Here is a 15570-nt window from a genome sequence, read left to right on the forward strand (position 1 = left end):
ATCATGCCTCCTGAGGGGCGAGTTCGATGTCGGTGACGACGATGGCGTCGGCGTCGGCGTAGCTGACAGCGGCGATCCGGCCGACCGCGGCGAGGTCGCCCTCGGCGGAGCGGATCGCGTCGAGCGCGGCGGCGGGGCCGGCGACCGTCAGCGACGCGACGGGCGTCTTCTGCGAGGCCTTCGCCTCGGTCTTCGCGCGTCGCACACCGATGAGTGCTTCGCCCACGGCGCGCAGCACGGCCGGGTCGCCGTCGAACTCGAGCGGCGTCGGCCAGGCGGCGGTGTGCACCGAGCCCTCCTCGAACCACGACCACGACTCCTCGGCGGCGAACGCGAGGACCGGGGCGAGCAGCCGCAGGAGCGTCGACAGGGCGAGGCGCAGCGCGAGGGCCGCGGACGCCTGACCGGTGTCGGCCTGGTTGTACGCGCGCTCCTTCACGAGCTCGAGGTAGTCGTCGCAGAAGGTCCAGAAGAACGCTTCGGTGATCTCCAGCGCGCGGGCGTGGTCGTACGACTCGAACGCCTTGGTCGCGTCGCGCACGACCTGGTCGAGGGTCGCGAGCATCGACGCGTCGAGCGCGTGCGTGATCTGCGCGCCCTCGGGCACGGGGAACGACAGCACGAACTTCGCCGCGTTCAGGACCTTGATCGCCAGGCGGCGCCCGATCTTCACCTGCGTCGGGTTCTGCGGGTCGAACGCGGCATCGGCGCCGAGTCGGCTGGAGGCCGCCCAATAGCGGACCGCGTCGGTGCCGTGCGCGTCGAGGATGTCGGCCGGGGTCACCACGTTGCCCTTCGACTTCGACATCTTCTTGCGGTCGGGGTCGACGATGAAGCCGGAGATGGCGGCATCCGTCCACGGCGCACGACCGTCTTCGAGCACCGAACGCACCATGGTCGAGAAGAGCCAGGTGCGGATGATGTCCTGCCCCTGCGGGCGCACGTCGAACGGTGCGACCAGGTTCCAGAGTTCCTCGTCACGCTCCCATCCGCCCGCGAGCTGCGGCGTGAGCGACGAGGTCGCCCAGGTGTCGAAGATGTCGCGCTCGGCGTCGAACCCGCCCGGCACGCCGCGCTGATCCTCGGTGTAGCCGTCGGGCACGTCGGTGGTCGGGTCGACGGGAAGGCGGGACACGTCGGGCGTCAGGACGCGGTCGTAGTCGCGCTCACCGTGCTCGTCGAGGCCGTACCAGACCGGGATCGGCACACCGAAGAAGCGCTGGCGCGACACGAGCCAGTCGCCGGTGAGGCCGTTCGTCCAGTTCTCGTACCGGACGCGCATGAAGTCGGGATGCCACCCCATGCCGCGGCCCATCTCGATGAGCTTCTCGCGGAGCTCGGCGTCCCGGGCGCCGTTGCGGAGGTACCACTGGCGCGTCGAGACGATCTCGAGCGGGCGGTCGCCCTTCTCGTAGAACTTCACCGGGTGGGTGAAGGGCTTCGAGACCTCGAGCAGTTCGCCCGACTCCTCGAGGAGCTCGACGATGCGCTTCTTGGCGCTGAACACGGTCTTGCCCGCGAGCTCGGCGTACGCCGCCTTCGCGGCATCCGTCTCGAGCACCTCAGGGGCATCCGGGAGGATGCGGCCGTCCTTGCCGAGGATCGTGCGGTTCGGCAGGTCGAGCTCGCGCCACCAGATGATGTCGGTCACGTCACCGAAGGTGCAGATCATCGCGATACCGGTGCCCTTGTCCTTCACCGCGAGGGGGTGGGGGAGCACGGGCACCTCGACGTCGAAGAGCGGTGTGCGCACGGTCGAGCCGAAGTAGGGCTGGTAGCGCTCGTCGTCGGGGTTCGCGACGAGGGCGACGCACGCGGGGAGCAGTTCGGGGCGCGTCGTCTCGATGTGGATGTCGCCCGAGCCGTCGGACTTGTGGAACGCCACACGGTGGTACGACGCCTGCTGGTCGCGGTCCTCGAGCTCGGCCTGCGCGATCGCGGAGCGGAAGTCGATGTCCCACAGGGTGGGCGCGAGCGACTGGTACGCCTCGCCGCGCTCGAGGTTGCGGAGGAACGCGAGCTGGCTCGTGCGGATCGTGTCGTCCGAGATGGTGCGGTAGGTCTGCGTCCAGTCGACCGAGAGGCCGAGCTTGCGGAAGAGGTCCTCGAACTGCTTCTCGTCCTCGATCGTCAGCTCCTCGCAGAGCTCGATGAAGTTGCGGCGGCTGATCGGCACCTGGTCGGCAGGCTTCAGGCTCTTCGCGTCACCGCGGAACGGCGGCGTGAAGTCGGGGTCGTAGGGGAGCGAGGTGTCGCAGCGCACGCCGTAGTAGTTCTGCACCCGGCGCTCGGTGGGGAGGCCGTTGTCGTCCCAACCCATCGGGTAGAAGACGGTCTTGCCGCTCATGCGCTCGAAGCGCACCTTGACGTCGGTGTGCGTATAGCTGAAGACGTGGCCGATGTGCAGCGATCCCGACGCGGTCGGCGGCGGGGTGTCGACCGAGAAGACGCCCGCACGACCCTTCGCCTTGGCCGCGTCGCGGTCGAACAGGTACGTGCCCTGTGCCGCCCACGCGGCATCCCACTTCTGCTCGAGGCCCTCGAGAGCCGGCTTGTCGGGAATCTGCGCGTTCGTCATCGTGTCTCCTCGAGCAGTATGTGCGGCACTGTGTGAGCGTGCCTGAGTGTGGGTTGTCCGGTCAGTCTACCCGCGGTGTGCAGACCGCACCCGTGTCGCCGAGCGCGGCATCCGCGTCGAGTCGTGCGAGAAACCACGCGCCGCGCGAGAAACCAGCGCGGGTGTGGTTTCTCGCGCAGCGATGGTTTCTCGGGGTGCGACGAGCGTCAGAACGCGACCTCGATGGCGGGGTTGCCCTCGATGACTTCGCGCACCTCGTCGCTCGTGAACGCCTCGACCAGCGCGGCCGTCGCCGCGGAGTCGGCGTCCTCGCCGGGCACGACGAGCTGCAGCGCGAATCGGTCGTCGAGCTCGGTGATGAGGCCGTCGTCCTGCGGGGTGAGGCCGAGCGCCGCGATGTGCGACGGCCACTGGAAGACGAGGTCGGCTTCGTCGTACGCGGTGTTGAGCTGTCCGATCTCGAGCTGCAGGAACTCCAGGTTCTTGGGGTTCTCGGCGATGTCGTCGACGGTCGACGCGTAGGGATCGACATCGGATGCCAGGGTGATGAGTCCCTCGTCTGCGAGCAGCTTCAGCGCGCGACCCGTGTTCGACGCGTCGTTCGGGATGGCGACGGTGGCGCCGTCGGGGAGGTCGTCGATCGACGCGTGCTCCTTCGAGTAGAACGCGATCACGAAGTTGTAGATCGACTGGAGTGCGGTGAGGTCGGCGTCGTTCTTCGCGTTGAACTCCTCCATATAGGGCTCGTGCTGCGCGAAGTTCGCGTCGATGTCGCCGGCGGCGAGCATCGTGTTGACGGTCACGTAGTCGCTGATCTCGACGAGCTCGACCTCGTACCCGTCGGCGATGGCCTCGCCCGCGGCTTCGACGACGTCGGTCATGGGAGAGGTGACCGCACCGACGCGGATGGTCTGCACGCCGTCGGACTCCGACGCGGGCGCGGCGCAGCCGGCCAGCAGTGCGAGCGCACCGACGGCGAGCGCGGCGGTGGCGAGGCGAGCGTGGTGACGGGACATGGGTGCTCCTTGTGGGACTGCGGTTCAGCGGTGGTCGAGACGGATCGACAGGCGGTGCCCGATCGACTGGATGGCGAGGACGATGAGCAGGATCAGCAGCACCGTCGCGTACATGAGGGGATAGTCGTACTCCTGGTAGCCGTACCGGAGCGCGAAGTCGCCGATCCCGCCGCCGCCGACGACGCCGAGCACCGTCGAGTACGACAGCAGGCTGATGCTCGCCGACGTGAGGGCGTAGACGAGCCCGGGAACGGCCTCGGGGAGGAGGAAGCGGATGACGGTCTGGGGGAGCGTCGCTCCGAGGTTCTGTGCGACCCGCGGGATGCCGGGGTTGATCTCGCGCAGGATTTGCTCGACGAGTCGCGCGTAGATCGCGACGGCCACGACGCAGAGGGAGAAGGTCGCGGCCGGGGTCCCGAACGTCGTGCCGTAGATCGCGCGGGTCACCGGGACGAGGAAGACGACCAGCAGCAGGAACGGGAACGAGCGCACGACGTTGATGACCGCGTTGGCTGTCGACCACACGACGCGGTTCGGCGCGATGCCGCCTGCGCGGGTGAGGTAGACGGTCATGCCGAGCGGCATCCCGAGCACGACCGCAGCGGCGAGCGACACGACCAGCATGTAGCCGGTCTCGCCGAGCGCTGCGATGAGGTCGTCGCCGCGCTCGCCGAGCGACTCGAACAGGCCGTTCATGCGCCGAGCTCCCGTCGGACACGTTCGAGGTAGCCGAGGCGTTCGGCCTCGGGCGGTGCGGTCACGGTGAGGACGTCGCGCAGGATGCCGTCCTCGAACACGGCGGCGCGGTCGCACACCGCGCGGACGACGTCGAGGTCGTGGGTGACGATGAGCACGGTGGTGCCGAACCGGTCCCGCGCGTCGCGCAGAAGGTCCAGGACGCCGGCGGCGGTCGCGGCGTCGAGCGCCGAGGTCGGCTCGTCGCAGAGGAGCAGGCGCGGCCGCGTGACGAGCGCGCGGGCGATGCCGACGCGTTGCCGCTGCCCGCCGCTCAGCTGCGCCGGGTAGGCGTCGGCACGGTCCTCGAGCCCGACGAACCGGAGGGCTTCGATGACGGATGCCGCGGCCTCGCGGCTCCGCCCGCGCAGGCGCAACGCGACGGCGACGTTCTGCGCGATGGTCCGGTTGCCGAGCAGGTGCACGCCCTGGAACACGACCCCGAGCTCGCGGCGGAGCGCGCGCAATGCCGCACGACTCGTGGGGACGTCGTCGCCGAAGACCTTCGCGCGGCCGGTCGTCGGGGTGAGCTCGCCGGTGAGGATGGAGAGGAGTGTGCTCTTGCCGGCTCCGCTCTCACCGACAATGCCGAGGATCTCGCCGGATGCCACGGAGAGGTCGACGTTCCGGAGCGCGGTGACCCCGGTGGGGTAGGTCACTCCGGCTCCGATGAGCTCGACCGGCGGCGGGGTGGGCACGCGACTTCCTCAGAACGATTTGTTGGACGAAGTACAACTATAGTTGCGCCATGACCACCAGGTACCGGACGTCGGCTCGCAACGACGACGGCGGGACCGGGGTCAGCCACGTCGACGGCGGACTGGAGGTCGCGGTCTCGAGTCCGCTCGACCCCGCCGCCGATCTGACCCGCAGCAACCCGGAACAGCTGCTTGCGCTGTCGTGGGCCACGTGTCTCAACGCCACGGCGCAGGCGATCGTCCGGGGTGCGCACCGCACGACGGTCCGCGTCGAGGTCTCGCTCCAGGATGCCGAGACCCGTGGTGGCTTCGAGTTCGTCGCCACCGCGTTCGTGTCGGGCGAAGGATTGGATGCCGCTGCCGCGGACGCGCTCGCCGTCGCAGCGCACCAGCGTTGCCCCGTGTCGAGGCTGCTCGAGAAGGCCGACACCGTCGCGGTGCGTTCGGAGCCCTTCGCCGCCTGAAGTCGCCTGACCCGCGTCAGTCCTGCACGTCGACACCCAGTGCGGCCGCGAACGCGGCGGCATGCGCCTCGACCTGCGCGGTACTCAGCGTGGCGCCGCGAAGCGCCCGGACATCGGTGAACGCGACGGCGTCGAGGCCGCGGAGATCGAGGTCGCGGGACTGCAACTCCCGGGTGTCGACCTCATCGGCGGTCGTCCCGACGAAGCGCACCCTGTCGAGCTGTGCACCGGGGGCGTCGAGCGTACCGATGCGGCATCCGCTGATCTCGACGTCGGCGAGGGTGGCGCCTGCGACGGTGAGGTAGTCGATTCGCACGCCGTCGAGGACGACGCCGTCCCACCGGCCGCGCGAGAGGTCGAGCGTGCCGATCCGGCCGCCGCGCACGACGACCGTCCGCCACGTGCCTTCCCGCGCCAGCAGCTCGGCGGCCGACATCTGCTCGAACACGACGTCGGAGAGGATCGCGCCGTTCAAGTCGATCGCTTCGACGGATGCCGCCTCCACGACGCTCTCGCTGATGCGCGAGTGCGCGGCGTCGGTCTTCCCGGGGGCGAGCGTCACCCGCCCCTCGATGACCTCCGCCGACCGGCGGAGCGCGACGTCCTCGAAGGTGTCCGGGAGGTCGGGTTCGGAGATGCGCGGTGGCTCGGGACGGAGACGGGAGCGGGCCATGACGTCAGCGTAGGCGGCGCGTATGATGGAGGCCATCAGCACCGATCCGGCCATCACCGGGGAGCTCTCGGAAGAACAGCGGTCCGCCGCTCAGTAGAACCGAGCGGGGCAGGCCCGTCATCGCCGCAGGAGAGTGGGCGTCGCCGGACCGGCGAGCGCCAAGCGGGGTGGTACCGCGGTCGTCAGATCGTCCTCGCAGGAGATGACCTGCAGGAGCTTTCATGACCTACCCCCGATCTTCCGACTTCGGCCCCGCCGCCGATGCCGCCGTCGTGCCCAGTCCGCGGTTCCCCGACATCGAGCGGGACGTCCTCGGCTTCTGGGAGCAGGACGGCACGTTCGCCGAGTCCATCGCGCAGCGCGAGGGTGCCGACGAGTGGGTCTTCTACGACGGCCCGCCGTTCGCCAACGGCCTGCCCCACTATGGGCACCTCCTCACCGGCTACGCGAAGGACCTCTTCCCGCGCTTCCAGACGATGCGCGGCAAGAAGGTCGATCGCGTCTTCGGGTGGGACACCCACGGGCTTCCCGCTGAGCTCGAGGCGATGAAGCAGCTCGGGATCACCGAGAAGAGCGAGATCGAAGACATGGGGATCGCCGCCTTCAATGCGAAGGCGCGCTTGTCGGTGCTCGAGTACACGCAGCAGTGGCAGGACTACGTCACCCGCCAGGCCCGCTGGGTCGACTTCGAGCGCGGCTACAAGACGCTCGACACCGGGTATATGGAGTCGGTCCTGTGGGCGTTCAAGGAGCTCTACGACAAGGACCTCGCGTACGAGGGTCACCGCGTGCTGCCGTACTGCTGGCGCGACGAGACGCCGCTCAGCAACCACGAGCTGCGCATGGACGACGACGTCTACAAGATGCGGCAGGACCCGTCGGTGACGGTGACCTTCCCGCTCGTCGGTGCCAAGGCCGAGGCCCTCGGGCTCACCGCCGTGCGCGCGCTCGCGTGGACGACGACCCCGTGGACCCTTCCGACCAACCTCGCGCTCGCCGTCGGCCCCGACATCACGTACGCCGTGCTGCCCGGCGGTCCCGCAGGCGCATCCGACGTCCACGAGGACGCCGCCGAAGGCGAGTCGCACCGCTACCTGCTCGCCGCCGACCTGCTCGGGAACTACGCGAAGGACCTCGGTTACGCCTCGGCCGACGAGGCCCGCGAGGCCGTCGAGCGCACCGTCCAGGGTGCCGAGCTCGCGGACGTCTCGTACGACCGGCTGTTCGATTACTACGCGGATGCCGAGACGTGGGGCACGCAGCACGCGTGGCGCATCCTCGTCGACGACTACGTGACGACCACCGACGGCACCGGCATCGTCCACCAGGCGCCCGCCTACGGTGAGGACGACCAGCGGATCACGGCCGCCGCCGGCATCCCGCTCATCGTCAGCCTCGACGACGGCGGCAAGTTCCTGCCGCAGGTCACCGACGTCGCCGGCGAGCTGTGGCTCGACGCGAACCGGCCCCTCATCCGTCTGCTCAAGGCGGAGGGGCGCCTCGTGCGCGAGGCCAGCTACGAGCACTCGTACCCGCACTGCTGGCGCTGCCGGAACCCCCTCATCTACAAGGCGGTCTCGAGCTGGTTCGTGCGCGTCACGCAGATCAAGGACCGCCTCGTCGAGCTCAACGAGCAGATCACCTGGGCGCCCGAGAACGTCAAGCACGGGCAGTTCGGCAAGTGGCTCGAGGGTGCGCGCGACTGGTCGATCAGCCGCAACCGCTTCTGGGGATCGCCGATCCCGGTGTGGAAGAGCGACGACCCCGAGTACCCGCGCGTCGACGTCTACGGCTCGCTCGCCGACCTCGAGCGCGACTTCGGTCGCCTGCCCGTGAACGAGGCGGGTGAGGTCGACCTGCACCGCCCGTTCATCGACGACCTCACGCGCCCGAACCCCGACGACCCGACCGGGCAGTCGACGATGCGGCGCATCGAAGACGTCTTCGACGTCTGGTTCGACTCGGGCTCGATGCCGTACGCGCAGGTGCACTACCCGTTCGAGAACCGCGACTGGTTCGACGAGCACGCGCCGGCCGACTTCATCGTCGAGTACATCGGGCAGACCCGCGGCTGGTTCTACGTCATGCACGTGCTCTCGGGCGCACTGTTCGATCGTCCGGCGTTCGCCGGCGTCGCGTGCCACGGCATCGTGCTCGGCAGCGACGGGCAGAAGATGTCGAAGTCGCTGCGGAACTACCCCGACGTGAGCGAGGTCTTCGACCGCGACGGCTCCGACGCCATGCGGTGGTTCCTCATGAGCTCTTCCGTGCTGCGCGGCGGCAACCTCGTCGTCACCGAGGAGGGGATCCGCGCCGGCGTGCGCGAGTTCCTGTTGCCGCTGTGGAACGCGTGGTACTTCTTCACCACGTACGCGAACGCGGCGGGCGGCCCCGAGGGCACCGGCTACGAGGCCACCTGGCGTACCGATTCGACGAACGTGCTCGACCGCCACATCCTCGCGCTCACCGGCGACCTCGTGCGTGGGGTCGCGGCCGACCTCGAGGCGCTCGATTCGACGATGGCCGCGGCGAAGCTCCGCGACTTCGCTGAGGCGCTCACGAATTGGTACATCCGTCGCTCACGCGACCGGTTCTGGGTGGGCGTGGATGCCGCCGACCCGGCATCCACCGAGGCGTTCGACACCCTCTACACGGTGCTCGAGACGCTCACTCGCGTCGCAGCGCCGCTCATTCCGCTCGCGTCGGAGCGCGTGTGGCAGGGGCTCACCGGCGGCCGCAGCGTGCACCTGACGGACTGGCCGGATGCCGACCTCTACGCCCCGGCATCCGACATCCGCACCGCGATGGACACCGTCCGCGAGGTGTCGTCGGTCGCCAACGCGCTCCGCAAGAAGGAAGGCAAGCGCGTACGCCTGCCGCTCGCGCAGCTCACGGTCGCGGTGCCGGATGCCGCGTCGCTGGCGCAGTTCGAAGACATCGTGCGTGACGAACTCAACGTCAAGGCCGTCGAACTCGTGGCCCTCACCGACGGGCTCGCCGAGCAGTACGGCATCAGCCAGCGGCTCGCGGTCAACGCGCGTGCCGCCGGCCCGCGCCTCGGCAAGCAGGTGCAGCACGTCATCAAGGGCGCGAAGGCCGGTCTCTGGACGGAGGAGGACGGCGTGGTCGTCGTCGACGGCATCGCGCTCGAGGTGGGGGAGTACGACCTGACCCTCGAGGCGGGCGGTGTGGCCGAGGGCACCGCGATCGCGCTCCTTCCGGCAGGTGGCTTCGTGCTGCTCGACACCACGACGACGCCCGAGCTCGAGGCCGAGGGCCTCGCGCGCGACGTCATCCGCGCCGTGCAAGACGCCCGCAAGGCCGCCGGCTTCGAGGTCAGCGACCGCATCGCGCTGCAGCTGACGTTCGCCGACACGGCGGACGGCGAGGCCGTGGCATCCGCGTTCGAGATCGCCGCCGTCGCGGGTGAGACCCTCGCGGAAGCCGCACTCGTGCAGGTGGTCGGCGGGGACGTGCTCCTCGGCGAGGCGCTGCGCTCGACGCCGGAGTTCACCACGACGGTCGACGCCGGAACCTATGCCAACGCGGGCGCGCTCACCATCGGTGTGCGCCGGATCGGAGCGACCTCGTGAGCGACCGGAAGCGGGCGGATGCCGTCTACGCGGCGCTCCTCGAGCGGCAGGGCGAGCGCTGGGTGGAGCCGCGCGTCGAGCGCACCCGACGGGTGCTCGAACTGCTCGACGACCCGCAGCGCACCTACCGCGTGGTGCACGTGACGGGCACCAACGGCAAGACGTCGACGAGTCGGATCGCAGAGTCGATCATCCGCGCACACGGCCTGCGGACCGGGCTCTTCACGAGCCCGCACCTGGAGCGCTTCACCGAGCGGGTCATGATCGACGGTGAGCCCATCGCCGACGGCGCGATCGCCGACGCGTGGGACGAGATCGCTCCGATCGTCGGACTCGTCGACGCAGAGCTCGAGCTGCAGGACGAGGCACCGTTGACGTTCTTCGAGCTTCTCACCGTGCTCGCGTTCGTCGCGTTCGCCGACGCGCCCGTCGACGTCGCGGTGATCGAGGTCGGTATGGGCGGCGCATGGGACTCGACGAACACCGCCGACGGTGACGTCGCCGTGTTCGCGCCGATCGACATCGACCACGCCGACCGCCTCGGCGACACGATCGCCGACATCGCGGCGGTCAAGGCCGGGATCATCAAGCAGGGCGCAGCCGTCGTTTCCGCGTCGCAGGATGCCGCGGCCGTCGCCGTCCTCACCGAGGGTGCGCGCCGCGCCGAGGCGACGATCGCCTTCGACGGCGAGCAGTTCGGCCTCCTCGAGCAGAAGCTCGCGGTCGGCGGCCAGCTCATCACCGTGCGCGGCCTCGCCGGTACGTACCCGGAGCTGTACCTGCCGCTCTATGGCGCGCACCAGGGGCACAATGCGGCGCTCGCGATCGCCGCGGTCGAATCGCTCATCGGCGGCGCGACCCAGGCGCTCGCGGAGGACGTCCTCGCCGACGGTCTCGCGAACGCGACGTCGCCGGGTCGCCTGCAGCTCGTCGGCATCGCGCCGACGGTGCTCGTCGACAGCGCACACAACCCGCACGGCGCGAAGGCCCTCGTCACCGCGCTCGGTGACTCGTTCGACTTCGACGAGTGGGGCATGGTCCTCGGCGCCTTCGGTGACAAGGACGTGGCCGGCATCGTCGGTGCCCTCGCGCCGTCCGCCGCGCACGTGTTCGCGACCGCGCCGGAGTCCGATCGGGCCGCCGAGCCCGATACCGTCGCCGATTTCGCCGAGGAACTCGGCGCGTCGGTGACGGTCCATCACGACCTCACGGACGCCGCCGAAGCGGCGCGCGCCTGGGCTGCGGCGTCCGATCGTCGTGCCGTCGTCATCGCGGGGAGTGTCGTCCTCGCGGGGGAGGCCGTCGCGCTGTCGGCTGCAGAGGACTGGAAAGCGGGGTACGCCTCGTGAGTCCGCGCGTGCGTCGGCACCGCGGTGCGCAGGAGTCCCTGCTGTCGGTCGTCCTCATCTCCGAATCGCTGGTGGTCTTCCTCGGCGGACTGGTCGTCTTCGGCCTGCGCGTGCTGCCGGGCGGCATCGCCGATTGGTGGGCGATCGTGGCCGGTAGCGTGCTCGCCGTCGTGACGGTCGCCCTCGCCGGGCTCGTCCGGCACCGCTGGGCCGTCATCGCCGGCGCCGTGCTGCAGGGGGTCATCGCACTGGCCGCGTTCCTCGTGCCCGCGCTGCTAATCGCGGCCGTGGTTTTCGGCGCGATGTATGTGTATGCCACCATCAAGGGCGGTGCGCTCGACGAGCGCAACGCAACGCTCGCCGCGCAGGCGGAAACGAACGGAGACTGACATGGCCACCGAACAGACCCTTGTCCTCGTCAAGCCCGACGGCGTCGCCCGCGGCCTGACCGGCGCGATCCTCGCCCGCATCGAGGCGAAGGGCTACGCGCTCGTCGACATCCGCCTCGTCGAGCCCGAGCGTGCGCTGCTGGAGCAGCACTACGCCGAGCACGAGGGCAAGCCCTTCTACGAGCCGCTGCTCGACTTCATGATGTCGGGCCCGTCGGTCGCGATCCGTCTCGCTGGCAACCGCGTCATCGAGGGCTTCCGCTCGCTGGCCGGCACGACCGACCCGACGACGGCAGCTCCCGGCACCATTCGCGGCGACTTCGGCCGTGACTGGGGCCTCGCCGTGCAGCAGAACCTCGTCCACGGCAGCGACAGCCCCGAGTCCGCCGCCCGCGAGCTCGGCATCTGGTTCGACTGACCCGCACCTTCGAAGCGCCCGCGTCCCCTGGGACCGGGCGCTTCGTCGTTCTCAGGGGATCAGAACTCGGCGATCCAGTTCAGGTGGAGCTGCGCGATGAGTCCGACGACGGCGAGCCCGCCGATCGCCATCAGCGGCACCCATGCCATCAGTCGATCCGCCGCGGCTTGCACCCGCTCCGGGACAGGGATCGCGCCGATCCGGAGCAAGTGCACGGCGACGGCGAAGAACGTGGGGAATGTCACAGCCCACGTGACCATGCACCACGGGCAGAGCGTGCCGAGGACGAACACACTCTGCGAGATCAGCCAGATCACGAATGCGAAGGCGCCGGTGATCCCGAGGCCGAACAGCAGCCAGAACCAGCGGGCGAACCGCGCACCGGCGAGGAGCGCGACACCGACGACGACGGGCGCCATCCAGCCGGTGAGCCCGAGGATCGGGTTCGGGAAGCCGAACACCGAGCCTTGCCACGACTGCAGGTTGGCCCCGCACTGCACGAGCAGGCTGATGTCGCACGCGGCCGTCGCGTTCGGATCGGCGAGGAGCTTCATCCGCTCCATCGTCAGCGCGAAGGCGGCGATCCATCCGATGACACCGGCGATGATCAACCAGACGGCGAACGCAGTGGGGCGGGGCGTGGTCGTCCGGGCGGTCATGCGGCCGATTATCGCACCGGCTTCGTATGCCCGGGCTGGGCTCGGAGCCGTGCAAAACGACCGCGGTCACGGTTTCCGCGCGGTTAGTGAGATACTGGTGGTCGACGTCCCCGCGGCCGCGCCGCCCGGATGTCACCCAGAAGACTTCGGGCGATGACCGCCCAAGCAGCATCACCCGCGCAGAGAGCGGTGATCGACTGCAGACCGAGTGAGTTCGCGGCCCGTCCTGCATACGGGACGGCGCCGCCAGAGAACGTCCGGACGGCCCGCGGAGCCGTCCGCTAGGAGTAAGCCAGTGATGGCCGATGAGCACAACGAAGCAGCCCCTCTCGATGAGCCGGATGCGCCGCTGACCGACACCGAGGTGTCCACGACGGCCGACGTCCCGACCGAAGAAGCTCCCGCGTCCGACGCGTCGGTGACGGATGCCGCCGAGGCCGAGGGCACTCCCACCGACGCACCCGCCGATGCCGAAGCAGCCGACGAGGCTCCCGCCGGGGCGGCGCCCGCCGACGAGGCATCCGCTCCCGCATCCGACGACGCCCCCGCAGCAGACACCCCGGCAGCAGACGCTCCGGTCGAGGTCGCCGAAACGGCCGAGCCCGCAACCGAAGCCGAGCCCACAACCCAAGCCGAGCCCGCTCCGCTCACCGCCGCGAGCTTGGGCCTGCTGCCCGAGGCGTTCGTGTCGGCCGTGTCGACCGCCCTGCACTTCTACGCGCCCGAGATCGTCGCGCTGCCCGCTCGTCCGGGTGACGACCGCGATGACCGTGACGATCAGCCCGCCGAGGGTTCGTCGAGCTCGCGCCGGCGCAACCGCCGCCGCGGTGGCGGTGGGGCAGCGGAGTCCGGCGACGAGCCGGCGCCGCGCCGCCGCGCGGTCGAGGTCATCACCGAGCCGCAGCGCATCAAGGGTTCGACCCGTCTCGAGGCGAAGAAGCAGCGTCGCCGCGACGGTCGCGAGGCCGGTCGCCGCCGTGCGGTGGTGACCGAGGCCGAGTTCCTCGCGCGCCGCGAGGCCGTCGACCGTGACATGATCGTCCGCTCGAAGAACGGTCGCATCCAGATCGCCGTGCTCGAAGACAACGTCCTCGTCGAGCACTACGTCGCGCGCAACCAGGACGCGTCGCTGATCGGCAACGTGTACCTCGGTCGCGTCCAGAACGTGCTGCCCTCGATGGAGGCCGCCTTCGTCGACATCGGCCGCGGCCGCAACGCCGTGCTGTACTCCGGCGAAGTCGATTGGGACGCCGTCGAGACCGGCAACCAGCCGCGTCGCATCGAGCTTGCCCTCAAGAGCGGCGACCGCGTGCTCGTGCAGGTCACGAAGGACCCGGTCGGACACAAGGGTGCCCGCCTGACGAGCCAGATCTCGCTCCCGGGCCGGTACCTCGTGTACGTCCCCGGCGGTGCCATGAACGGCATCTCCCGCAAGCTCCCCGACACCGAGCGCGCGCGCCTGAAGAAGATCCTCAAGGAGGTGCTGCCCGAGTCGTCGGGTGTCATCGTCCGCACCGCGGCCGAGGGCGCGACCGAGGAGCAGCTGACGCGCGACGTCCAGCGCCTCACCTCGCAGTGGGAGCACATCAGCGCGCAGTCGCAGTCCGGCCAGGCGCCCGCGCTCCTGCACTCCGAGCCCGACCTCCTGGTCAAGATCGTCCGCGACGTCTTCAACGAGGACTTCCGCAAGATGCTCATCCAGGGCGAGGAAGCGCACCAGACGATCACGTCGTACCTGACCGGGGTCGCCCCCGATCTGCTCGAGCGCATCGAGAAGTACGAGGGTGACCACGACCCGTTCGACGAGTTCCGGGTCACCGAGCAGATCGAGAAGGCGCTCGACCGCAAGGTCTGGCTGCCGTCCGGTGGTTCGCTCGTGATCGACCGCACCGAGGCGATGACGGTCGTCGACGTCAACACCGGCAAGTTCGTCGGCACCGGCGGCAACCTCGAAGAGACCGTCACCAAGAACAACCTCGAGGCGGCCGAGGAGATCGTCCGTCAGCTGCGCCTGCGCGACATCGGCGGCATCATCGTCGTCGACTTCATCGACATGGTCCTCGAGTCCAACCGCGACCTCGTGCTGCGACGCCTCGTCGAGTGCCTCAGCCGTGACCGGACGAAGCACCAGGTCGCCGAGGTCACGTCGCTCGGCCTCGTGCAGATGACCCGCAAGAAGCTCGGTCTCGGGCTGCTCGAGACCTTCAGCGAGGCGTGCGACGTCTGCGCCGGCCGTGGCGTCATCGTGCACCACGACCCCGTTGTGAAGCACCGTGCGGGCGGCAACGGCGGCGGTGGGTCGAACAACAACCGTCGCTCGCGCGGCGGCAACAACAACGGTGGCGGCGGCAACGGCGGTGGCAGCGGCCAGAGCGCTGCGCCGACGACCGGCACCCACGTCATCACCGAGGGTGTGAAGTCGGCGCTCGCCCAGATCGCGGCATCCACGATTCACCCGCTCGAAGAGGCGCCTGCCGAGCAGCCGAGCGGTGTCGTCGCAGCGCCCGAGCGTGCGGAGCGTCCCAAGCGTCCCCGCAAGAAGCGAGCGGATGCCGCGCCGAAGAGCGACGCGGATCGCATGCTCGACTCCGTGCTCGACGCGCTCCCCGAGCCGAAGGCGCCGGGTCAGGGCCGCGGACGCCGTCGTGTGACGACCGCTGCGCTCACCGGCACCCCGGTCGCCACCTCTGACGGGGAGTGACCGCCGAGGTCACCGTCCGCGACGCTCGCGGGCGGTGACGCGCAAGCCCGACGCGATCAACCGGCGCACGAGTTCGTGCCCCGTGACGCGTTCCGCACCGCCCGCGACGAGGCGTTCGACCGCCTCGTCGGGGACGTCGTAGTGATCGCGGTCGAACGCGCGTTGTGGGATGCCGTGCGCGGCGGCGAAGACATGGAGTTCGTCGAGGTCGTGGTCCGAGACGAGATGCGCCCAGAGGCGCCCGTGCGCGGGCCACATCGCGGTGTCGACGAGGATGGCCATCCCGCGATCATAGGC

Annotated in this window: 13 protein-coding genes; 6 read left to right on the forward strand and 7 right to left on the reverse strand. The window is 69.8% G+C overall.

What is annotated here, in order from left to right; translation table 11 throughout:
- Position 1 precedes the first annotated feature (1 nt).
- From valS to QNI14_RS12505, 4 genes are all read right to left on the reverse strand, one after another.
- Positions 2–2578, reverse strand: coding sequence for a valine--tRNA ligase (gene valS, locus QNI14_RS12490; RefSeq protein ID WP_283716948.1), 2577 nt, complete (start codon positions 2576–2578; stop codon positions 2–4).
- A gap of 206 nt (positions 2579–2784) precedes the next feature.
- Positions 2785–3594 carry a MetQ/NlpA family ABC transporter substrate-binding protein gene (locus QNI14_RS12495; protein ID WP_283716949.1) on the reverse strand — a complete coding sequence of 270 codons (810 nt, stop codon included), beginning with the start codon at positions 3592–3594 and terminating at the stop codon, positions 2785–2787.
- A gap of 24 nt (positions 3595–3618) precedes the next feature.
- Positions 3619–4290 (reverse strand): methionine ABC transporter permease, encoded by a 672-nt coding sequence (locus QNI14_RS12500; protein WP_283716950.1) that lies wholly within the window; start codon positions 4288–4290, stop codon positions 3619–3621.
- Positions 4287–5027 carry an ATP-binding cassette domain-containing protein gene (locus QNI14_RS12505; RefSeq protein WP_283716951.1) on the reverse strand — a complete coding sequence of 247 codons (741 nt, stop codon included), beginning with the start codon at positions 5025–5027 and terminating at the stop codon, positions 4287–4289. The genes QNI14_RS12500 and QNI14_RS12505 overlap by 4 nt, the downstream gene beginning before the upstream one ends.
- Before the next feature lie 50 nt (positions 5028–5077).
- On the opposite strand from QNI14_RS12505, the gene QNI14_RS12510 reads away from it, so the two are divergent.
- Positions 5078–5491 (forward strand): OsmC family protein, encoded by a 414-nt coding sequence (locus tag QNI14_RS12510; RefSeq protein ID WP_283716952.1) that lies wholly within the window; start codon positions 5078–5080, stop codon positions 5489–5491.
- Between the two features lie 16 nt (positions 5492–5507).
- On the opposite strand, the gene QNI14_RS12515 is transcribed toward QNI14_RS12510, so the two are convergent.
- Positions 5508–6164: a hypothetical protein gene (locus QNI14_RS12515; RefSeq protein WP_283716953.1), complete on the reverse strand. Its 657-nt coding sequence runs from the start codon at positions 6162–6164 to the stop codon at positions 5508–5510.
- Between the two features lie 221 nt (positions 6165–6385).
- On the opposite strand from QNI14_RS12515, the gene ileS reads away from it, so the two are divergent.
- The 4 genes from ileS to ndk are packed head-to-tail and all read left to right on the forward strand — an operon-like array spanning position 6386 to position 11913.
- Positions 6386–9757, forward strand: a complete 3372-nt coding sequence (gene ileS / locus QNI14_RS12520) for an isoleucine--tRNA ligase (protein ID WP_283716954.1) — start codon at positions 6386–6388, stop codon at positions 9755–9757.
- A complete protein-coding gene (locus QNI14_RS12525) occupies positions 9754–11106 on the forward strand; it encodes a bifunctional folylpolyglutamate synthase/dihydrofolate synthase (protein WP_283716955.1) in 1353 nt (450 codons plus the stop codon). The genes ileS and QNI14_RS12525 overlap by 4 nt, the downstream gene beginning before the upstream one ends.
- Positions 11107–11114: 8 nt before the next feature.
- Positions 11115–11495, forward strand: a complete 381-nt coding sequence (locus QNI14_RS12530) for a DUF4233 domain-containing protein (protein ID WP_283716956.1) — start codon at positions 11115–11117, stop codon at positions 11493–11495.
- Position 11496: 1 nt separating this feature from the next.
- Positions 11497–11913, forward strand: coding sequence for a nucleoside-diphosphate kinase (gene ndk, locus QNI14_RS12535; RefSeq protein ID WP_283716957.1), 417 nt, complete (start codon positions 11497–11499; stop codon positions 11911–11913).
- A gap of 59 nt (positions 11914–11972) precedes the next feature.
- Here the strand turns inward: ndk and QNI14_RS12540 are convergent, their stop codons facing one another.
- A complete protein-coding gene (locus QNI14_RS12540) occupies positions 11973–12572 on the reverse strand; it encodes a vitamin K epoxide reductase family protein (protein WP_283716958.1) in 600 nt (199 codons plus the stop codon).
- 298 nt (positions 12573–12870) lie between these two features.
- Between QNI14_RS12540 and QNI14_RS12545 the strand changes: the two genes are divergently transcribed.
- Entirely contained in the window at positions 12871–15273 is a 2403-nt protein-coding gene (locus tag QNI14_RS12545) for an Rne/Rng family ribonuclease (RefSeq protein ID WP_283716959.1), read from the forward strand.
- 9 nt (positions 15274–15282) lie between these two features.
- Here QNI14_RS12545 and QNI14_RS12550 read toward each other — a convergent pair whose 3' ends face one another.
- A complete protein-coding gene (locus QNI14_RS12550) occupies positions 15283–15555 on the reverse strand; it encodes a DUF4031 domain-containing protein (protein WP_283716960.1) in 273 nt (90 codons plus the stop codon).
- Between the last annotated feature and the right edge of the window lie 15 nt (positions 15556–15570).

The sequence above is a fragment of the Microbacterium dauci genome, assembly GCF_030065535.1.
GTDB classification, from domain to species: domain Bacteria; phylum Actinomycetota; class Actinomycetes; order Actinomycetales; family Microbacteriaceae; genus Microbacterium; species Microbacterium dauci.